This window comes from Thauera sp. K11 (assembly GCF_002354895.1).
Classification (GTDB): Bacteria; Pseudomonadota; Gammaproteobacteria; order Burkholderiales; family Rhodocyclaceae; genus Thauera; species Thauera sinica.
On sequence record NZ_CP023439.1, the window covers coordinates 3,572,763 to 3,591,804 of the forward strand.

The window sequence follows — 19,042 nt, forward strand, 5'->3', positions numbered from 1 at the left end:
GGGCAGTGCAGTGGCGGATGCCGCAAACGTGGGGGTCGTATCCATCTTCAGATCACCTTCGCTTCGTTCTTGAGTTTGTCGACCAGCTGGGCCACGTCGGCCACCCGCACGCCCGCGCTGCGCCGGGGCGGCTCGGCCACCTTCAGCGTCGTCAGCCGCGGCGTGACGTCCACGCCCAGGTCCGCCGGCTTCACCGTCTCCAGCGGCTTCTTCTTCGCCTTCATGATGTTGGGCAGCGTCGCGTAGCGTGGCTCGTTCAGCCGCAGGTCCGTCGTCACCACCGCCGGCAGCTTCACCGACAGCGTCTCCAGACCGCCGTCGATCTCGCGCGTCACCGTCGCCCGGCCCTCGCCCAGCGCCACCTTCGAGGCGAACGTCGCCTGCGCCCACCCCAGCAGCGCCGCCAGCATCTGACCGGTCTGGTTGGCGTCGTCGTCGATCGCCTGCTTGCCGCAGATCACCAGCGCCGGGCCTTCCCTGTCGCACACCGCCTTCAGCAGCCTGGCCACCGCCAGCGGCTGCAGCTCCGTATCGCTCTCGACCAGGATGCCGCGGTCCGCGCCGATCGCCATCGCCGCGCGCAGCGTCTCCTGGCACGCCGCCACGCCGCAGCTCACCGCCACCACCTCGCTCGCCACGCCCGCTTCCTTCAGACGCACCGCCTCTTCCACCGCGATCTCGTCGAACGGGTTCATGCTCATCTTCACGTTCGCGATGTCCACGCCCGTGCCGTCGGCCTTCACCCGGACCTTGACGTTGTAATCGACCACGCGTTTGACGGGGATGAGAATCTTCATGTCGTTTCACTCCGCTGGCGGGGCGCCGCGGCCCCGGCCGGGCCGTGCGCGGGCGAGCCGGCGCGGCCGATTGATCGTGGCGGGCGCCGCGCGGCGGCGGCACCCGCGTTCAGCGCCCCTTGAAATCCGGCGTCCGCCGTTCGGCGAAGGCGCGCCGGCCTTCGCGGAAGTCGTCCGAGGCCAGGGTCAGCCTTTCGCGCGCGCGCATCGCGGCGAGGTCGGGCTGGCCGCGGGCGATCTCGTCGAGCGACAGCTTGGTCGCCTGCGCCGCCAGCGGCGCCAGCGCGGCGGCCTGCCGCACCAGGCCGTCCACCGCGTCGCCGAAGCCGCCGGCATCGGCCAGCGCCGCCAGGCAGCCGAACCGGTCGAGCGTCTCCGCCGACAGCGGCTGTCCGGTCAGGAAGGCGCGCTTGGCGCCATTGATGCCCAGCCGCGACACGTAGCGCTGCAGGCCGCCGGGGTAGTAGTGCAGGCCCAGCACCGCCGCCGGCATGCGGAACTCGATGCCGGCGAGTGCCACGCGCAGGTCGCAGGCCAGCACCAGGTCGGTGGCGCCGCCGTACACGCTGCCGTTGAGCGCGCACACCGTCACCGGCCGCAGCGCCGCGAGCGCATCCGGGACGCGCTCGAAGAAATGCGGATCGCTGTCGGGGCTGTCGAAGTTGCCCATGTCGTAGCCGGCGCAGAACACCGGCCGGGTCTGCCCTGCGGTGCTGGCGGTGAGCACGGCGACGCGCACCGACGGGGTATCGTCGATCCGCTCGAAGTGCCGCAGCAGCACGTGCAGGTCCTCTTCCTGGAGGCGGTTGCGGTGGGCGGGGCGGTTCAGCGTGATGGTGGCGACCGCGCCGTCGACGTCGAGCAGCGGCGGCGACGGCGGTGGCGTGCTGGATCGGGACATGCTTTCCTCTGCCTTTTCTGCGGGATCGGGAACGGCCTGCGGCGGCGCGGCTCAGCGCCAGCCGTAGACGTCCAGCGTGCTCTCGCCCTGTTCCAGGCGGCGCACGATGGCGGCCTCGTCCGCTTCCCGGCGGGTGGCCAGGTCCACCACCGCCGCGGCACTCGCGGCGGGGATCGCCACGACGCCGTCGGCATCGCCGGCGACGAGGTCGCCGGCATGGACGATGACGTTGCCCATCATCACCGGGTAGTTGATCCAGCCGGTCGCGCCGAAGTCCTTGCCGGTGCCGCGGATGCTGAGGCCGCGGGAGAACACCGGGAAGCCCAGCCCGGCCAGCAGCACGCTGTCGCGCACGCCGCCGTCGATCACCAGCCCGGCCAGCCCTCGGGCCTTGGCCATGGTGGCCATCACCTCGCCCCAGTAGCCGTGCTCGTAGGCGCCGCCGACATGCACCACCAGCACGTCGCCCGGCTGCGCGACGTCCAGCGCGCGGTGCAGCCACAGGTTGTCGCCGCCGGGAGAATGCACGGTGAGCGCCGAGCCGGCGAAGCGGAAGTGCGGCGCCACCGGCTTGATCGCCGCCGGCAGGGCGCCGGTCTTCTTCGCCGCCTCGTGCAGCGTGGCGGTCGGCAGCCCGGCGGCGGCCACCGCCAGCTCGCGCGGCAGGCGGGTGAAGTCGAGGCGCGTGGTCAGCGCCGGATCCAGCCTGTTCATGAAGCCTCCCGCGTCTGCAACTGGTGGTACTTGAACTGGCGGCGGGCCTCGTCGAGCCGCATGCCGCCGCGCACCGCCTCGCGGATGCGGTTCTCGGCGGCCTCGATCTCGTCGGCGGTATCGAGCACGCGGTCCTCGTGCTCCTTGGGGATCACCACCACGCCGTCGGCGTCGCCACGCACGATGTCGCCCGGCGCCACGCGCGCATCGCCGATGTTGACCGGGATGCCGGTGGCCTCGACCTGCACGCGGTCCTTGCCGGTGCGCATCCAGTGGTCCTTGCTGAACACCGGGTAGCCGAGTTCGAGGCACAGGCGGGTGTCGCGGCACACGCCGTCGATCACCGTGCCGGCGATGCCGCGGCGGTGGGCGATCTCGGTGAGGATGTCGCCCCACACGGTGGCGTTGTCGCGCCCGCCGTTGTCGAGCACGATCACGCTGCCCGGCGGCACGTCGTCGATGTAGTCGCCCACCGTGCCGGGGGGATTGGCGGCCGGGCCGTAGAGCAGGGTCCAGGCGCGGCCGGCCATGCGAAAGCCGTTGTCGCGCGGCTTGATCCTGTAGCACTGGCCGGCGATGCCCAGCTTGTCCAGCGCATCGGACAGGGTGGCGGTGTCGAAGGCGGCGGCGCGTTCCACGTTGCGGTCTCGGGTCTTGCTCATGGTGTTCATTTCTCCAGCATCTTTTCGTAGTTGCCGCCCATGACGTCGCCGATCGGGGTGCCGGCGAGGATGGACCTGGCCATGGCGGCCTCCTTGGCGACGATGGTCTCGGCCGCTTCGAGCACGCGCCCGATGTCGGCGGCGGCGATGAAGATGGCGCCGCTGCCGTCGGCGAGCAGGTAGTCGCCCGCATTCACCTGCACGTCGCCGATCTGCACCGGCACGTTGGTGCCCTTCTCCACCACCCGGCCGCGGGCGGTGCGCGCGGTCAGGCTGCGGCTGAAGACGGGGAAGTCGTAGGCGACCGCCTCGTCGACGTCGCGCAGCGGACCGTCGGCCACCACGCCGGCCACCCCCCGCACCTTGGCGCCCAGGGTCAGCAGGCCGCCCCAGCAGCCGGCCTCGATGCCGGTGCGCTGTTCGACGACGATGACGTCGTCGGGGCCGGCGGCCTCGATGGCGGTGCAGCCCAGGTGGCGCGGCGGCCCCGGCGGCGGTTCGCCGGTGCCGAGCTTGACGGTGATCACCCGGCCGGCGATGCGGCGGTTGCCGGAGCGCTGCGCCAAGCCGGTCACCGCGCCCGGCAGGCCGAGCTTGTCGAGCGCGTCGGAGACCGCGCAGGCGTCGAGACGGCGCAGGCGCTGCACGTTCTCGCTCACGGAGTCGGAAACTTCGGTCATGTGGAAATCCTTTGCCGATGGAGGGCGGTCGGGGTTCTCAGTCCAGCGTCTGCCAGGCCGCGAAGCACAGGCCGGTGCCGGTCAGCGCCGGGCTGCGGTAGCCCGGCACGTAGCGCACCCATTCCAGGTCGAGCGGCTTCACCGCCTCGGCGGCGATGATCCAGTTGCGGATCTCCGAGCTGCCGGCCTGCAGCAGCTTCGGATCGATGCCCGCCAGCCAGGCGGTGTCCTTGTCGCGCAGCGCGCGGATGATGCCGTTGTCGAGATCCTCGTCGACGACGAAGTGGCTCAGCCCGCCGGAGGCCAGCACGCCCACGCGCAGGTCTTCCGGATAGGCGGCGATCAGCTCGCGCAGCGCGGCGCCGAGCTGGATGCAGCGGCGCGGCGTCGGCTGGTTGGGCGGATCGAAGGTATTGACGATCACCGGGATCACCGGCAGTTCGATGTCCTGCAGGTAGCGGCGGTGGATGAAGGAAAACGCGTGCCCTTCGTACTGGCCGGGTTCCAGGCCGTCCATCGCGGTGATGTCGAAATCGCGGTCGCACAACTGGCGGATCAGCCATTCGGCCATGTCGGCGCGCACCGGGTAGTCGCGCTCGCCGCCCGGCTCCTGGCGCCATACGCGCGCCTTCTGGTACCAGGCGTCGGCATCGCCGTGCACCTGGGCGCCGTTGCGGATGGTCTTGCCGTAGTAGATGGCGAAGGCCGGGTTGTTGGTGGTGCGGAACAGCTCGGTCTGGTCGTCGCCGACCAGCACCAGCACGTCCAGGCGCGCGGCGCGGATGCGCTCGCGCAGTTCGTCCATCGCGGCCTGGGCCTGGTCGAAGCGCTCGCCCATGCGTTCGGGCGTGACCATCTCGTCCGCGCCGGGCGGCGCGAGCGGCAGCAGGCTTGCGTAATCGGTCTTGTTGCCGTTCTTGTCGTAATAGAAACGGTTCTTCGGGTCGATCGCGCGAAAGCCGTGCTGCCAGTCCTCGCGCTGCGAGGCCAGCATGATGCTGTGGGAGGAGCCGAAGGCGGCTACTAGTCGGGCCATGTGGAAACTCGCTGGTGAGGGTCAGACGACGAAGGCGGCGCGCAGGCGCGCGATGTCCGCCGGCGCATAGCCGAGATCGGCCAGGATGGCATCGGTCTGGTCGCCCTGGTGGGGCGCCGGACGCAGCGGGCCGTCCTCGCGGGGATGGCTCGAGAAGCGCATCGGCAGGCCGATCAGCGAAATGTCGCCGAGTTCGGGATGGTGCATCGGCCGGGTGATGCCCAAGTGGCGCACCTGCGCGTCGCCGAACACCTGGTCGACGCGATGGATCGGCCCGCAGGGCACGCCCGCCTCGAGCAGGCGCTCGGTCCAATCCGCCGTGCTGCGGGTCTTGAACGCCGCGCCGACGGCGGCATTCACCCGCTCGCGGTTCTGCACGCGCTCGGGGTCGGAGCCGAAGCCGGGTTCCTGCACCAGGTGCGGGACCTCCAGCGCGTCGCACAGCCGCTTCCACATCGTCTGGCCGATGGCGGCGAGGTTCAGGTAGCCGTCGCTGGTCTCGAACACGCCGGTGGGGACGGTCAGCGGATGCTCGTTGCCGTTCTGCCCCGGCACCTTGCCGTCGATCAGCCATTGCGCGGCCTGGAAGTCGAGCATCGCGATCTGCGATTCCAGCAGCGAGGTCTGGACCCACTGCCCTTCGCCCGAGACTTCGCGCTCGAGCAGCGCGGCGAGGATCGCCTGCGCGCAGAAATGCCCGGCGCACAGGTCGGCGATGGGGATGCCGACGCGCATCGGCCCCTCGCCCGGCTTGCCGGTGACGCTCATCAGCCCGCCCATGCCCTGGGCGATGGAGTCGAAGCCCGGCCAGTTGGCATACGGCCCGTCCTGGCCGAAGCCGGAGATGCTGGCATACACCAGCCGCGGGTTGATCGCGCGCAGCGCTTCCGGACCGATGCCGAGGCGGTACTTCACGTCCGGCCGGTAGTTCTCGATGAACACGTCGGCCTGCTTCACCAGCTTGTGCAGGATGGCGATGCCCTCGGGCGCCTTCATGTTGAGGGTCAGGCTCTCCTTGTTGCGGTGCAGGTTCTCGTAGTCGGCACGGTTGTGGTCGCGCCCGCCTATCATGTCGTCGCCGCCGGGGGCGCCGGACGGGATCTCGAGCTTGATCACGCGCGCGCCGAGGTCGGCGAACAGGCGGATCGCGGTCGGGCCCGCCCGCACGCGCGAGGCGTCGAGGACGGTGAAGCGGGACAGCGGCCCCTTGCGCACGCTGCCGTTGCTGTCGCTGTTGTGCATGGGCGGCTCCTTCACGCCGGGGTGAACATCGGCACGGCGTATTCGCCGTCGCTGGGTTTGAAGCTGACCCTCACCCGCTGGCCGATCCCGACGTTCGCCGGATCGCAATCGACGAGGTTGGTCAGCAGCGTCACGCCCTCGTCGAGCGTGACGAAGGCCAGGGTGCAGGCGGCCTCGCCCTTCCCCATGGTGCTGAACGAATACACCGTGCCGGTGCCGGCGGCCTGCACCCACGCGGTGTCGGCGCTCAGGCAGTGCGGGCAGATGTCGCGCGGGTAGTGGTGGAATTCGCCGCAGGCCGCGCACTTCTTGACGAGCAGCCGGCCCTCGTTGGCGGCTTCCCAGAACGGAAGCGACTCGGGGAGGACCCGCGGCGCGGGGATGCGGCGCGGCGTGCCCGGCGCGCGGGCGGCCTTGTCGCTGTCGGCTTGCTGGTTCATGGTCAAACCCTCTCCAGGATCAGGGTGGCACTGGTGTGGCGCGAGGCGAGCGCGCCGCCGATGCCGTTGGCGAGCGCGAGCGTGCAGCCGGGCACCTGCACGGCCGGATGCGCCTCGCCGCGGAGCTGGCGGACGGCCTCGATGATCTTGGTCATGCCGCCGCGGTTGGCCGGATGGTTGTTGCACAGGCCGCCGCCGTCGGTGTTGAACGGCAGGCGGCCGACGCCGGAGATCAGGTTGCCGTCCATCACGAAGCGGCCGCCCTCGCCCTTGGCGCAGAAGCCGAGGTCTTCGAGCTGCATCAGCACGGTGATGGTGAAGCTGTCGTACAGCGAGGCGTACTGGATGTCGGCGGGCGTCACGCCCGCCTCGGCGAAGGCCAGCGGGCCCGACCGGCGCGCGGCGGACCAGGTCAGGTCCACCCGGCCGCCCATGCCGTGCTTGGGCGCCTCGCCGGTGCCGCGCACCACGACCTGCGGGCGCTTCAGCTCGCGCGCGATCTCCGGCCGCGCGACGATGATCGCGCCGCCGCCGTCGCTCATCACGCAGCAGTCGAGGCGGTGCAGCGGATCGCTGACCATGGGCGACTCGACGACGTCCTCCACCGTCACCACCTTGCGCAGCACCGCATTCGGGTTGTGCTGCGCATGATGGGAGGCGGCGACCTTGATCCACGCCAGTTGCTCGCTGGTGGTGCCGAACTCGTACATGTGGCGCTTGGCCACCATGGCGTAGAGGTTCTGCGTCGCCGGGCCGAAGGGCAGTTCGAACGCCAGTTCGGGCGCGTCCGGATCGGGCGCCCTCAGCGCCAGCGGCGCCTTGCCGCCGCGGCCTTCCTTCGCCGCCGCCTGCGCCTGCGCCATCTGCGCGCGCGGGCGCCCGGCGAGGGTGATCAGCGCGACGTTGCAGCGGCCCGCGGCGATGGCTTCGGCCGCGTGCGCCACGTGCAGGATGGGTGCGGACCCGCCGCATTCGGTGGAATCGACGTGGCGCAGATCGAGGCCGAGGTACTCGGCGACGGTAGTGGTGCCCAGGCCGGGCGCGTCGCCGGCGCAGAAGTAGCCGTCGATATCGCCCTTCGTCAGCCCGGCGTCTTCCAGCGCGCCCCTGGCCACGTCGGCATGGAGCCGCACCACCGACAGATCGTCCGCCTGGCGCGTCGGATGCTCGTAGGCGCCGACGATGCAGGCTTTTCCGTTGAGGCTCATTTCAGTCCTTCCCGTGGATGGTCCCGCCGCTCACTGCGCGGGGGTGAAGCCGGATGCCTTGATCACCGGGCCCCAGTAGGCGAGTTCCTTCTGCACCAGCTTGTCCATCTCGGCCGCCGGGCGGAAATCCGGCTGCAGGGTGGCCTTGCTGGTCAGGTTCTCGCGGATGGCCGGCTTGTCGAGCGCCACCTTGAGCGCCTGCTGCATGCGCTCGATCTCGGCCTTGGGCGTCTTCGCCGGCGCCCACACCGCGGTCCAGGCATCGCCGGTGTCGACGTCGTAGCCCTGCTCCTTGACGGTGGGCACGTCCGGCATCAGCGGCGAACGGCTGGCGCCGAACACCGCCAGCACCTTCACCGTGCCGGCCTTGTGGTGCTGCAGGATGTCGCCCGCGGTCATCACCCCCGCGGCGATCTGGCTGCCGAGCAGGTCGGTGACCAGCGGGCCGTTGCCCTTGTAGGGCACCACCTGCAGATCGACGCCGATCGCCTTGCCCAGTTGCAGGCCGGAGAAGTGGGTGTGGCCGCCGGCGCCGGCGGTGCCGAAGACGCCGTCCTCCGGATGGGCCTTCACCCACTGGACGTATTCCTTCAGGTTGCCGGCCTTGACGCGCTTGCTGACGGCCAGCGCCAGCGGATAGGAGACGACGACGCCGACCGGCGTGAAATCGGTCAGCAGGTCGTACTTGCGCTCGGCGGTGGAGTACAGCAGGTTCTGGAAGATGGCGGTGGCGTTGGGGGCGAGCATGTAGGCGGTGCCGTCGGCCGGCGCGCCCTTCAGCGCCTGCGCGGCGATGCGCCCGCCCGCGCCGGGCTTGTTCTCGACGATGACCGGGCGCTTGAGCTGCTCGCGCAGTTCGTCGCCGATCACGCGCGCCACGGTGTCGGTCGAGCCGCCCGGCGGGAAGCCGACGATGAGTCGCACCGGGTCGCCGTCCGCGGCGTGCGCGGCGCCGGCGGCGCCCATCATCAGGAGGCCGAACAGGCGGCCGAGGGTACGGGTGGAAAGCATGGGTGTCTCCTTCGTTCTGCTCTGGGTGGTGTGTCGGAAGCGTTCGCGCTCAGTTCTGCCGCTGTGCGTCGAAGCGCCGGAGGTGGTGGCCGGCGTCGCCGAGCAACTGGCCGATCACCATCAATCGCTTGGCGTAGTGGCCGACGCGGCATTCGTCGGTCATGCCCATTGCGCCGTGCATCTGGATCGCCGCCATGCCCAGTTGCCGGCCCTGCTGGCTGGCGAGCACCTTGGCCGCGGACACCATGCGGCGGCGGGTGGCGGCGTCGGCGCCGGCCAGCGCCATCGCCGCGGCGCAGTCCATGGACTTCAGCATCTCGAGCGCGATGGCCATGTCGGCGACGCGGTGCTGCAGCACCTGGAACCTGGCCAGCGGCACACCGAACTGCTTGCGCGTGCGCAGGTGCTCGACGGTGTGCTCCATCAGCGCCTCGACCGCGCCGACGACCTCGGCGCACAGCGCGGCGGCGCCGGCGTCGAGGACGGCCTCGATGTCGTCCGCCGCCTCGCCGGCGCAGCCGAGCACGCGATCGGCGCCGACGGCGGCGCCGTCCAGCGCCAGATGCGCGGCGCGGCGGCCGTCGAGCGTGTCGAAGCCGCGCACGGCCAGGCCGGGCGTGCCGGCATCGACGGCGAACACCGTCAGGCCGCGGCGCTCGCCGGCCTCGCCGGAGGTGCGCGCCACGACCAGCAGCAGCCCGGCGGCGTCGCCGTTCAGCACCAGGGACTTGCGGCCGTGCAGCACGTAGCCGCCGGCGGCCGGCACGGCGCGGGTGGCGACCCTCTGCCAGTCGTAGCGCGCGCCGTCCTCGTAGGCCGCCAGCGCCACCTGCAGCGAACCCTGCGCCAGCGCCGGCAGCCACGCCTCCTTCTGCGCGTCCGAGCCGAGGCGGGCCAGCAACTGCCCGGCCATCACCACGCCGGAGAGGAAGGGGCCGCCGCCCAGGCAGCGGCCGAATTCGCGCGCTGCGAGCATGATCTCGACCGGCCCCAGCTCGCCGCCGCCGAACGCGGCCGGGAAGGGCAGCCCGAGCAGGCCCATTTCGGCCATGCCGGCCAGACGGCGGGCGGCCTCGTCCGTGCTTTCGGGATTGCCGCGGTGCTGGAGCGGATATTCGCCATCGCAGAAGCGCCGCACCGCGTCGGCGAGCGCCAGATGGTCTTCGTTCAGGGAGAAATCCATCGCATGTCCTCGTGGTGGCGGCGCGCCGTCAGGCTTCCATCGCCGCGCGGGCGATGAGGTTGCGCTGCACCTCGCTGGTGCCGCCGTAGATCGTGATCTTTCTGGAATCGAGGCAGTTGGCGGCGAGCGCGACCAGTTCTTCGGGGACGACGCCTTCGCCGAGGTGCGCCAGCTCCAGCACCTCGGGCGAGAACGGCACCGCGTCGGGGCCGGCGATGTCGACCAGGGTCTCGTAGATCGCCTGGCGCAGTTCGGTGCCCCGCACCTTCAGCATCGAGGCTTCGACCGCCGGCATGCGGCTGCGCTGGTTGGCGCTCAGCAGGCGCAGCGCGGTGAATTCGAGCGCCATCAGCTCGATCTCGAACTGGGCCAGCCGCGCCTGCAGCAACGCATCGCCGTCCAGCCCCTGCTGCGCGGCGATCCTGCGCGCACGCGCCAGTTGCTGCTTGCATGAGCCGATGCCGGCGATGCCGGTGCGCTCGTGGCCGAGCAGGTACTTGCCGTAGGACCAGCCCTTGTCGAGTTCGCCGACGAGGTTCCCGGCCGGCACGCGGACGTTGTCGAGATACACCTCGTTGAGGTCGGCGCCGCCTTCCAGCATGCGGATCGGACGCACTTCGACGCCGGGCGAGGCCATGTCGATGAGCAGGAAGGAGATCCCCTCCTGCGGCTTCGCGGCGGGATCGGTGCGCACCAGCGCGAACATCATCGGGCACCACTGCGCGTACGAGGTCCACACCTTGTGGCCATTGACGACGAAGTGCTCGCCGTCGGGCTCCAGCACCGCGCTGGTGCGCACCGCGGCGAGGTCGGAACCGGCGCCCGGCTCCGAGAAGCCCTGCGCCCACCAGGTGTTGCTGTGGCGGATGTCGGGCAGGTACTTCTTCTTCTGCTCCTCGCTGCCGAAGGCGATCAGCACCGGCCCCAGCATCTGGATGCCGCTGGCGATGATGCGCGGTGCGCCGCCGAGCAGGGTTTCCTCGTCGAAGATGTAGCGCTGCACGTGGTTCCAGCCCGGGCCGCCGTGCTCCACCGGCCAGCCCGGCGTGATCCAGCCGCGCTCCTCCAGGATGCGGAACCAGGTGACGTAGTCCTCGTGCTCCAGGCGCAGGCCGAGTTCGACCTTGCGCTTGATGTCGGCCGGCAGGCGGGTGCGGACGAACTCGCGCACCTCGAGGCGGAAGGCTTCGTCCGCTGCGGAAAATTCCAGTTTCATCGGCCTGGCTCCTCAGTCCCTGACGGCCACGACCAGCGCGTCGAGCGCGAGCACCGGCTGGGCGGAGCCGGCGGGATAGGCCACCAGCGGGTTGATGTCGATCTCGGTGATCTGCGGATTGGCGCGCATCCGGGCGCCGATCAGCGCCACCACGCGGGCGATGGCCGGCAGATCCACGCCGGCCGCGCCGCGGATGCCGCGCAGCACGCTCGCCGCCTTGAGGCGGCCGAGTTCGACGACGATGTCTTCCTCGGCCATGCTGGCGGGGACCAGGCGCACGTCCTTCAGCGCCTCGATCCAGATGCCGCCCAGGCCCACCAGCACCACCGGCCCCCAGTCGGCGTCGCGCTTGGCGCCCACCACCAGTTCCAGCCCGCGCGGGCCCATCGCCTCGACCAGCGCGCCGTCGAGCTTCAGTTCCGGGCGGTGCGAGGCGACGCTGGCGTGCAGGCGGTCCCAGCCGCTGCGCAGCGCCGCCTCGTCGGCGAGGCCGACCAGCACGCCGCCGACGTCGCTCTTGTGCGGCAGCTCGCTCGCCTGCGCCTTCAGCACCACCGGATAGCCGATGCGCGCCGCGATGCCGGCGGCCTCGTCGGCGCTGCGCGCCAGCCCGCCGGCCGGCACCGCCAGCCCTGCCTGCGCCAGCCAGCCCTTGCCCTGGTATTCGGCGAAGATGCCGTTGGCCGGCACGGCGCCCGGCAGCGGCAGCGCACCGGCGCCGTCCGCCACCGCGCGCGCGGCGCGCTGCAGGGCCTCGCCGTAGGCGGCCACATTGCCCAGCGCGCGCAGGGCGCGGTCGGCGGAGCGGAACATCGGCACGCCGCTGGCCTCGATCGCCTCCTCGAAGAAGGGCTCGATCGGGCTGGTGTCGCCGGTCAGCACCAGCACCGCCGGCTTGGTCGCGCGGGCGACCACCGGCACGATGTGCCCGGCCTTGTCGCGCTGCGCCACCTCGGGGCCGACCGGGATCGCCAGCACGATGTTGCCGATGCCCGGATCGTCGAGCATGGTCAGCAGCACCTCGCCGATCAGCCCCGGCTGGCGCACGCCGATGGTGGTGTAGTCGAGCGGGTTCTCGGCCACCGCGTAGTCGGGCAGCATCGCCTCGAGCTTCGCCACCGTCGCCGGGGCGAGTACGGGCAGGTCGAGGCCGAGGTCGTCGCAGAAATCCAGCGCGAGGTTCTTCATCGCGCCCGAGCCGGTCATGAAGCCGGTGCCGCCGGCCGGCGGCACCGGGAAGCGGAGCAGGATCGCGGTGGTGTCGACCAGTTCGTCCAGCGAATCGACCACCACCACCGCCTCGCTGCGCAGTTGCGCGACGGCGGTGGCATGGTCGCCGGCCAGCGCGCCGGTGTGCGACTGCGCGGCCTCGCGGGCACGCGCGCTGCGGCCCGGCATCAGCAGCACCACCGGCTTGCCGGCGGCGCGCGCCGAGGCCGCCAGGCGCAGGAAGAGCTGCGGGCGGCGGATCTGCTCGGCGTAGACCGCGACGACGCGCGTCTGCGGATCGGCGATGTAGTGCGCCAGCACGTCCTCGATCCCAACCGAAACCTCGTTGCCGGTGGAGAACACCGCGGTCGTCGGCAGGCGGCGGCCGAGGAAGGCTTCGCGCAGGTTGGCGGCCATGAAGCCGCTCTGCGCCACCACGCCCACGCCGGGGCGCAGTTCGCGTTCGCGCGCGGGCAGCGGCTCGAAGGTCAGCGGGATGCCGGCGGCGAGGTTGGTGAAGCCCATGCAGTTGGGGCCGACCAGCAAGAGGCCGGCAGCGCGCGCCAGTTCGGCGAGCGCGTCCTGCCTGGCGCGCCCGTCCTCGCCCGCTTCGGCATAGCCCGAGGCGAACAGCATCGCCGCATGCGCCTTGCGCGCGGCGAGCGAGCGCACGGCGTCGAGCACGCCCGCTTCCGGGATCGCCAGCACGGCGAGATCGATGCCTTCCGGCAGTTCGTCCACCGTCTTCACGCAGGCGCGGCCGTTGATCTCGCTGCTGCTGCGGCTGACCAGGTGGATCTCGCCGGCGTAGCCGAAGCGCTCGAGGTTGGCGAGCACGAAGCCGCCGAAGGAGCGCGGATCGGCGGAGGCGCCGACGATGGCGATGGAGGCCGGCGCAAGGATGCGGCCGACGGGCAGGGGCTCGCGGACGGAGCCGGACACGGAAACACTCATTTCGTACACATCCTCCTGTCTGGTGCAGTGCAGGGCGGTTGCCGGAGCACTTGATTATTGTTGAGACGGATTCTGGCATACAAAAATAGCTTTATCAATACGCCACAAGTTTTTATTGGTATCCACTATCGCCTCTGAAATAAACATGGCCGGCAGCCCGGCGGCGACGCACAATCCATTGATTCGTCTGTTCAATTTCGGCAAGGCGCCGTTGCCCGTCGATGCCCTGCGCGCCGCCGGGCGCAAAAAACCGGCATGCACCTGCTGCCGCGTGGTGTATCAGACGCATCTTCTTGCGCGCAAAATTCCGCCATGTATATACTTCGGCCACCATGGAAAAGAACCCGAACACCACTTCCGCCCTCCAGGAGATCCCGCCCCCTTCCCCGTCCGCCGAAACGCGCGGCCGCGGCGGGAGGGCAAACGAGATCCGTGCCACGCTGCAGGAGGAGATCGAGTCGGGCCGGCTGCCGCCGGGCGCCTCGCTCGACGAACGCGCCCTGGCCGCCCGCTTCGACGTGTCGCGCACGCCGGTGCGCGAGGCGCTCCAGCAACTCGCCGCGCGCGACCTGGTGCGCATCGCGCCGCGCCAGGGCGTGACGGTCGGGCGCCTGTCCATCGGCCAGGTGCGCGCCATCATGGAAACGGTGGGCGAACTCGAATCGCTGTGCGCCAAGCTGGCGGCGCGGCGCATCGACGACGACATGCGCAGGGCGCTGGACGACGCCCTGCAGCGCTGCCAGGAAGCGGCGGTGCAGGGCAGCCCCGCCGAGTACGGGGTCGCCAACAACCAGTTCCACGAAGTGATCTACGGCGGCAGCCGCAACGCCTACCTGGCCGAACTGATCCGCAACGCGCGGCGGCAGATACAGCGCTACCGCACCAAGGACTTCCAGACCAAGGCCGAGATCAGCAAGTCGCTGCAGGAACACCTGAAGGTGGCGCGCGCCATCCAGGAAGGCGACGAAGCCCAGGCGGCGCAGAGCATGGCGCAGCACGTCCCGTCCGGCTCCACCGGCTTCTCGGAATTCCTCGCCCGCCTGCCGGAGAGCTTCTTCGAGTCGGATTCGCACGACCGCTGAAGGCCCGCGCCGCAACGCATCATCTCCCGCCACGGCAACCGCCTGGCTGAAGCGCCGGCGCCGAAGCGCGGCCGGCCGGCCGCGACCGTGCGCACCGCGACGGCGGTCCGCTCGGCGGCGACCCGCCCGGTGACGCTCCGCCCGGCGACGCTCCGCCCGGCGACGCTCCGCATGAGCGGCGGTACATCCCACAACTCCATCCCGCTCCCGCACGCCGGCTCCTGCGGCGAAGCCACGCCCTCGCCGCGGCCGGACGAAGGCTGCCGCGGCACGCCGGAACGGCCACGCCCGCCGGCGCGCCCCTGCTGGAAGCGCGCCGGCGGGCATGCCGGGCGAGGCCGCCGTCAGAACTTGTGACGGACGCCGAGCGCCCAGGTGCTGGCGGTCTCGCCGGGCTGGATGGGTTGCTCGATGCCCGACAGGTTGGGCGCGAGGTCGTCGTGATGCATGCGGTTGAGGATGGCGTAGAGCGCGGTGCGCTTCGACAGGTTATGGACGAAGCCGGTCGACAGCGAGTTCGAGTCGTTGTCCCTGCCCTTCACGTCGAGCGAGGCATAGCCCAGGTGGAAGGCGCTCGAGGTCAGCACCGGCACCACCACGCCGACCGACCACAGCCGGTTGTCGCCGCTGCGGACCTCGGCATCCTTGCGCTGCCAAGTCGCCATCGCCTTCAGGAAGCCGAAGTCCCAGGAGCCGCCGATGAAGAACTCCCTCGTGTCCTCGACGCCGGCACCCACCCCCACGTTGTGGTAGACCACGCCGATCTCGCCCGGCCCCTTCGCGTAGCCGAAGCCCATCGCCCAGCGGTCGTCGCCGCTCGGATGGCGCGTCCTGGCCGGGTCCTCGTTGTTGTAGTTGGAGTAGATGCCCTCGAACGAGAAGCCGCTCAGGTCCGGCGACATGTAGCGCACGGAGTTCGACCAGCGCGCCGGGGAGCCGGGGTTGATGGTGTAGCCGCCGACCGAGGTCAGCCAGCCGCGGGCGCTATACAGCCCCGACCCTTCGAGGATGTCGAAGCGCGCGGTGGCATAGCCCGGCGCGTACTGCCGGCCGAGCCCGAGCGTGCCCCAGGCGCCGCCGAGGCCGACCCACGCCTGGCGCTGGAAGGCCCAGCTCTCGCCGGCGGGAGCCCCCGGAGGCGCGGTGCCGGTGTCGACGTTGAGGCCCTGTTCGAGCTGGAACAGCGCCTTCAGGCCGTTGCCCAGATCCTCCGTTCCCCTGAAGCCGAGCCGGCTGCCTTGCAGGATGCCGCGGCCGTCCATGGCCGTCTGGTTGTAGCCGCCGCCGGTGGTCCTCGTCATTGCCGCATCCACCACGCCGTAGATGGTGACGTTGCTCTGCGCCGCCGCCGGCAGCATCGCGGCGCCAAGCACTCCGCCGGCCACCAGGGGGACGAAACGATTCGTTTTCTTCTGCACACCTGTCTCCTTTTTCTGGATGTCGATCCGGCCGGTGCCGGGCGACGGTCGCCACGGACCCGCCCACACCGCCCGGAACCTGCTGCAAGGTCGATTCAGCTTGCGGCGCGATTGTGGCGTACACATTTACATTTTGTACATACCAGTTTTTAAATTTTGGCATCCACCCTTCCAAATGAGGTGCACACGATCATCCAGGCCGTGCCGCCGCCGGACCGCCGGACGGCACCGCCGGGCCTGCCCGCGGCGGCGCGGCAGCCGGTGGCGGCAAGCCGTTCCGCCGCTCGGCGACGCTGCCCGGAAAGCTGCTCATGGCGGGGCCTTGGAGCCGGAGAGGGGGAAACGGGCACCGCGTCTGCCGGTCTATGCGCGGCGATGGAAGCGGATGTGCCGCGCTGCGCGGACGACGAGGCGGATGCGGAAACCAGGTGGTGCAGTGCAGCGAAAATGCCTGTTCGTGGTATTTATTTTTAAAACTATTGCACACCACAAGAGAATCGATGTATATATTCGCCTGCACCCCACCGGTCGACGGCATCGCGCCCGGCGCCGGCGGGGACTCCGCCATCCAGTACGCTGCGAGACACGCCATGCCCCGTATTCCCCGTTCCATCGACGTTCCCGGGCTGTCGCACAACGCCCCGATCCCGCAGGCCGCGAGAGTCGGCGCCGTGCTCTGCTCGTCGGGCATCTCGGGCAAGGATGCGTCCTCCGGCAAGCTGCCCGGGGACGCCCGGACCCAGGCGCAGAACGCCTTCCGCAACATGGAGGCGCTGCTCGCGGCGGGCGGCGCGACGACGGGCGACGTCGTCAGGCTGACCATCTACGCCAGGGACGACTCGGTGCGCGAGGCCGTCAATGCCGAATGGCTGCGCTGCTTCCCCGACCCCGCCGACCGGCCCGCGCGGCACGTCCTCATCCACGACCTGCAGCACGGCATGTGGCTGCAGCTCGAATTCATGGCCGTCATCCAATAATCGATCAGGAGACAGAACCGATGATCATCGACTCCCACGCCCACATCGTGATGCCGCCGGAGAGCTTCCGCTTCATGGCGGAACTCGTCGGCGGGCGCGCAAACCCCCACACCACGCCCAACGTCCCGGACGCATCGGTGCGCAAGGTCGCCGAAGAACTGGTGAAGACGATGGATTCGGTCGGCACCGACATCCAGTTCCTGTCGCCGCGCCCCTACCTGCAGATGCACTCGGTCAAGCCGGCCAAGGTCACCGAACTGTGGTCGCGCCACTGCAACGACCTGATCGCGCGCGTCGTCGCCATGTTCCCGGACCGCTTCCGCGGCGTCGCCGGCCTGCCGCAGTACATGAACGAGTCCCCGGAAACGAGGGCCGTCCCGGAACTGAGGCGCTGCGTCACCGAACTGGGCTTCATCGGCTGCCTGATCAACCCGGACCCGACCGAAGGCGAGGGCCCCACCCCGCCGGGCCTGGGCGATCCGTTCTGGCACCCGCTGTACCAGGCGATGGTCGAACTCGACGTGCCCGGGCTCATCCACTCCGCCGGCAGTTGCTGCGCGCGCGAGTCCTACACGCTGAAGTTCATCAACGAGGAGAGCATCGCCATCGTGTCGCTGCTCGGCGCGAAGACCTTCGAAGCCTTCCCGGAGCTGAAGATCGTCGTCGCCCACGGCGGCGGCGCCATCCCCTACCAGATGGGCCGCTTCCGCTCGTGGAACGTGCGCAGGGGCGAAAAGGAAACCTTCGACGAGCAGTTGAAGAAGCTCTACTTCGACACCTGCAACTACAGCAAGGAGGCGATCGACCTCCTGCTCAAAGTCGCCGGCACCCGCAACGTGCTGTTCGGCACCGAGAAACCCGGCACCGGCAGCGCGCGCGACCCCGTCAGCGGACGCGACTACGACGACATGAAGCCGGTGATCGAGAGCATTGAATGGCTGTCGGCCGAACAGCGCGCCGACGTCTTCGAGAACAACAGTCGCCGGGTCTACCGGCGCGCCTTCCCCAAGGAGTAGGCCGTCGTCCGCGGGTTCGCGGCGACAGATCAACAGAACCGAGGAGACCTCCATGCCTTTGACCAAGGAAGAAAACGACCTGCTCACCCGCGTCGCCGACGGCGCGCCGATGGGCGAGATGATCCGCCAGCACTACTGGCTGCCGGCGGTACCGTCGTGCAAGCTCGAAGCGGACGGCGCGCCCGTCCGGGTGCGCCTGCTGGGCAGGAACTACGTGGCCTTTCGCGCCACCGACGGCAGCGTCGGCGTGCTCGACGAGCAGTGCCCGCACCGCAAGGCGTCGCTGGCGCTGGCGCGCAACGAGGACGGCGGCCTGCGCTGCATCTACCACGGCTGGAAGCTGAACGTGAAGGGCGAGGTCGTCGAGGCGCCCAACCACACCGGCAACCAGGAGCAGTTCTGCAAGCACGTGCGCGTCAACCGCTACACCGCCGCCGACCGCGGCGGCATCGTGTGGGTGTGGCTGGGCCAGGGCGACACGCCGCCCAAGTTCCCCGAGCTGCCCTTCGTCGACCTGCCGCAGTCGCAGCGCTCGGTGACCAGCGTCGAGGTGCCGACGAACTGGCTGCAGGGCGTGGAGGCGTCGATGGATTCCTCGCACGTCGGCGTGCTGCACGAATCCACCACCCAGCTCACCGCCGGCGGCGGCAACCAGCGCATGCTGATGACCAAGTCGCTGGCGCCGCGCCTGGAATTCGAGGAACGCCCCTACGGCTACCGCTACGCCGCGATCCGCCCGCTGGCCGACAGTTCGATCTACGTGCGCATCAACAACTTCGTGATGCCGTGGTACGGGATCATCTGTCCGCCCGACGAGAAGGGCCCCACCACCGTGTTCTTCTCCACCCCGGTGGACGACGTCACCCACCGCGCGTGGTTCGTGCATTTCAACCAGCACCGCGACCTGGGCATGACCGTGATGTCGGCCTCGCCCGACGTGTGGAACTTCCCGCCGCTGCCGCCGGGCGAGGCGAAGGACAACTGGGGGCAGAACCGCGACCTGATGAAGCGCGGCCACCAGACCGGCTTCCCGCAGCACCTGGGGACCGAGGACTTCGCCATGTTCCTCAGCCAGGGCCCGGTCTACGACCGCACCGACGAGCAGTTGTGCTCGGCCGACGGCGCGGTGATCCGGCTGCGCCAACTGCTGCTGAAGGCGGTGCGCGAGTTCCAGGAAGGCAAGGCGCCGACGATCGCCTCCAGCCCCGAACTCGACTACACCGAGGTCAGGTCGGTCGGCGGCGTGCTGCCCCCCGGCTCAGACTGGCGCAGCATCGCCGAAGCGGCCTGAAGGCC

Annotated in this window: 18 protein-coding genes; 4 read left to right on the forward strand and 14 right to left on the reverse strand. The window is 70.3% G+C overall.

Annotated features, from left to right (window positions below; all coding sequences use genetic code 11):
• Window positions 1-47: 47 nt before the first annotated feature.
• The 13 genes from CCZ27_RS15580 to CCZ27_RS15640 all read right to left on the reverse strand — a co-directional run bounded on the left by CCZ27_RS15580 (window position 48) and on the right by CCZ27_RS15640 (window position 13,241).
• A complete protein-coding gene (locus CCZ27_RS15580) occupies window positions 48-797 on the reverse strand; it encodes an electron transfer flavoprotein subunit beta/FixA family protein (protein WP_096449644.1) in 750 nt (249 codons plus the stop codon).
• A gap of 109 nt (window positions 798-906) precedes the next feature.
• The gene (locus tag CCZ27_RS15585) at window positions 907-1,698 is read right to left on the reverse strand and encodes an enoyl-CoA hydratase/isomerase family protein (protein ID WP_096449646.1); all 792 of its coding nucleotides are present in this window, start codon (window positions 1,696-1,698) and stop codon (window positions 907-909) included.
• Between the two features lie 51 nt (window positions 1,699-1,749).
• Entirely contained in the window at window positions 1,750-2,412 is a 663-nt protein-coding gene (locus tag CCZ27_RS15590) for a 4-carboxy-4-hydroxy-2-oxoadipate aldolase/oxaloacetate decarboxylase (RefSeq protein WP_096449648.1), read from the reverse strand.
• Window positions 2,409-3,074: an RraA family protein gene (locus tag CCZ27_RS15595; protein WP_096452661.1), complete on the reverse strand. Its 666-nt coding sequence runs from the start codon at window positions 3,072-3,074 to the stop codon at window positions 2,409-2,411. Before CCZ27_RS15595 ends, CCZ27_RS15590 begins: the two co-directional genes overlap by 4 nt.
• A gap of 5 nt (window positions 3,075-3,079) precedes the next feature.
• Window positions 3,080-3,754: an RraA family protein gene (locus CCZ27_RS15600; protein WP_096449650.1), complete on the reverse strand. Its 675-nt coding sequence runs from the start codon at window positions 3,752-3,754 to the stop codon at window positions 3,080-3,082.
• A gap of 37 nt (window positions 3,755-3,791) precedes the next feature.
• Window positions 3,792-4,790: a DODA-type extradiol aromatic ring-opening family dioxygenase gene (locus CCZ27_RS15605; RefSeq protein ID WP_096449652.1), complete on the reverse strand. Its 999-nt coding sequence runs from the start codon at window positions 4,788-4,790 to the stop codon at window positions 3,792-3,794.
• A gap of 21 nt (window positions 4,791-4,811) precedes the next feature.
• Window positions 4,812-6,032, reverse strand: a complete 1,221-nt coding sequence (locus tag CCZ27_RS15610) for a CaiB/BaiF CoA transferase family protein (RefSeq protein ID WP_096449654.1) — start codon at window positions 6,030-6,032, stop codon at window positions 4,812-4,814.
• Window positions 6,033-6,043: 11 nt separating this feature from the next.
• A complete protein-coding gene (locus CCZ27_RS15615; RefSeq protein ID WP_096449656.1) occupies window positions 6,044-6,472 on the reverse strand; it encodes a Zn-ribbon domain-containing OB-fold protein in 429 nt (142 codons plus the stop codon).
• 2 nt (window positions 6,473-6,474) lie between these two features.
• Window positions 6,475-7,680, reverse strand: coding sequence for a thiolase family protein (locus CCZ27_RS15620; protein WP_096449658.1), 1,206 nt, complete (start codon window positions 7,678-7,680; stop codon window positions 6,475-6,477).
• Window positions 7,681-7,710: 30 nt separating this feature from the next.
• Complete coding sequence (locus CCZ27_RS15625) at window positions 7,711-8,691, reverse strand: Bug family tripartite tricarboxylate transporter substrate binding protein (RefSeq protein ID WP_096449660.1); 981 nt, start codon at window positions 8,689-8,691, stop codon at window positions 7,711-7,713.
• A 49-nt stretch (window positions 8,692-8,740) separates the two neighbouring features.
• Entirely contained in the window at window positions 8,741-9,874 is a 1,134-nt protein-coding gene (locus CCZ27_RS15630; RefSeq protein ID WP_096449662.1) for an acyl-CoA dehydrogenase family protein, read from the reverse strand.
• Between the two features lie 28 nt (window positions 9,875-9,902).
• Window positions 9,903-11,090 carry an acyl-CoA dehydrogenase family protein gene (locus CCZ27_RS15635; RefSeq protein ID WP_096449664.1) on the reverse strand — a complete coding sequence of 396 codons (1,188 nt, stop codon included), beginning with the start codon at window positions 11,088-11,090 and terminating at the stop codon, window positions 9,903-9,905.
• Window positions 11,091-11,102: 12 nt separating this feature from the next.
• Window positions 11,103-13,241, reverse strand: coding sequence for an acetate--CoA ligase family protein (locus CCZ27_RS15640; RefSeq protein WP_232516441.1), 2,139 nt, complete (start codon window positions 13,239-13,241; stop codon window positions 11,103-11,105).
• Between the two features lie 344 nt (window positions 13,242-13,585).
• Between CCZ27_RS15640 and CCZ27_RS15645 the strand changes: the two genes are divergently transcribed.
• Window positions 13,586-14,335 carry a GntR family transcriptional regulator gene (locus CCZ27_RS15645; RefSeq protein WP_096449668.1) on the forward strand — a complete coding sequence of 250 codons (750 nt, stop codon included), beginning with the start codon at window positions 13,586-13,588 and terminating at the stop codon, window positions 14,333-14,335.
• A 344-nt stretch (window positions 14,336-14,679) separates the two neighbouring features.
• Here the strand turns inward: CCZ27_RS15645 and CCZ27_RS15650 are convergent, their stop codons facing one another.
• The gene (locus tag CCZ27_RS15650; RefSeq protein WP_157748606.1) at window positions 14,680-15,753 is read right to left on the reverse strand and encodes a porin; all 1,074 of its coding nucleotides are present in this window, start codon (window positions 15,751-15,753) and stop codon (window positions 14,680-14,682) included.
• A 590-nt stretch (window positions 15,754-16,343) separates the two neighbouring features.
• Here CCZ27_RS15650 and CCZ27_RS15655 point away from each other — a divergent pair.
• Genes CCZ27_RS15655 through CCZ27_RS15665 form a run of 3 tightly spaced genes read left to right on the forward strand, consistent with a single transcriptional unit; the run spans window position 16,344 to window position 19,037 of the window.
• Window positions 16,344-16,730 carry a RidA family protein gene (locus CCZ27_RS15655; RefSeq protein ID WP_096452663.1) on the forward strand — a complete coding sequence of 129 codons (387 nt, stop codon included), beginning with the start codon at window positions 16,344-16,346 and terminating at the stop codon, window positions 16,728-16,730.
• A 20-nt stretch (window positions 16,731-16,750) separates the two neighbouring features.
• The gene (locus CCZ27_RS15660) at window positions 16,751-17,746 is read left to right on the forward strand and encodes an amidohydrolase family protein (protein ID WP_096449672.1); all 996 of its coding nucleotides are present in this window, start codon (window positions 16,751-16,753) and stop codon (window positions 17,744-17,746) included.
• A 52-nt stretch (window positions 17,747-17,798) separates the two neighbouring features.
• Window positions 17,799-19,037 carry a Rieske 2Fe-2S domain-containing protein gene (locus tag CCZ27_RS15665; RefSeq protein WP_096449674.1) on the forward strand — a complete coding sequence of 413 codons (1,239 nt, stop codon included), beginning with the start codon at window positions 17,799-17,801 and terminating at the stop codon, window positions 19,035-19,037.
• Window positions 19,038-19,042 lie beyond the last annotated feature (5 nt).

Bases quoted from the DNA above. Each gene is read 5' to 3' on its own strand.
- CCZ27_RS15580 (WP_096449644.1), bottom strand. From the start codon at position 797: ATGAAGATTCTCATCCCCGTCAAACGCGTGGTCGATTACAACGTCAAG.
- CCZ27_RS15585 (WP_096449646.1), bottom strand. From the start codon at position 1,698: ATGTCCCGATCCAGCACGCCACCGCCGTCGCCGCCGCTGCTCGACGTC.
- CCZ27_RS15590 (WP_096449648.1), bottom strand. From the start codon at position 2,412: ATGAACAGGCTGGATCCGGCGCTGACCACGCGCCTCGACTTCACCCGC.
- CCZ27_RS15595 (WP_096452661.1), bottom strand. From the start codon at position 3,074: ATGAGCAAGACCCGAGACCGCAACGTGGAACGCGCCGCCGCCTTCGAC.
- CCZ27_RS15600 (WP_096449650.1), bottom strand. From the start codon at position 3,754: ATGACCGAAGTTTCCGACTCCGTGAGCGAGAACGTGCAGCGCCTGCGC.
- CCZ27_RS15605 (WP_096449652.1), bottom strand. From the start codon at position 4,790: ATGGCCCGACTAGTAGCCGCCTTCGGCTCCTCCCACAGCATCATGCTG.
- CCZ27_RS15610 (WP_096449654.1), bottom strand. From the start codon at position 6,032: ATGCACAACAGCGACAGCAACGGCAGCGTGCGCAAGGGGCCGCTGTCC.
- CCZ27_RS15615 (WP_096449656.1), bottom strand. From the start codon at position 6,472: ATGAACCAGCAAGCCGACAGCGACAAGGCCGCCCGCGCGCCGGGCACG.
- CCZ27_RS15620 (WP_096449658.1), bottom strand. From the start codon at position 7,680: ATGAGCCTCAACGGAAAAGCCTGCATCGTCGGCGCCTACGAGCATCCG.
- CCZ27_RS15625 (WP_096449660.1), bottom strand. From the start codon at position 8,691: ATGCTTTCCACCCGTACCCTCGGCCGCCTGTTCGGCCTCCTGATGATG.
- CCZ27_RS15630 (WP_096449662.1), bottom strand. From the start codon at position 9,874: ATGGATTTCTCCCTGAACGAAGACCATCTGGCGCTCGCCGACGCGGTG.
- CCZ27_RS15635 (WP_096449664.1), bottom strand. From the start codon at position 11,090: ATGAAACTGGAATTTTCCGCAGCGGACGAAGCCTTCCGCCTCGAGGTG.
- CCZ27_RS15645 (WP_096449668.1), top strand. From the start codon at position 13,586: ATGGAAAAGAACCCGAACACCACTTCCGCCCTCCAGGAGATCCCGCCC.
- CCZ27_RS15655 (WP_096452663.1), top strand. From the start codon at position 16,344: ATGCCCCGTATTCCCCGTTCCATCGACGTTCCCGGGCTGTCGCACAAC.
- CCZ27_RS15660 (WP_096449672.1), top strand. From the start codon at position 16,751: ATGATCATCGACTCCCACGCCCACATCGTGATGCCGCCGGAGAGCTTC.
- CCZ27_RS15665 (WP_096449674.1), top strand. From the start codon at position 17,799: ATGCCTTTGACCAAGGAAGAAAACGACCTGCTCACCCGCGTCGCCGAC.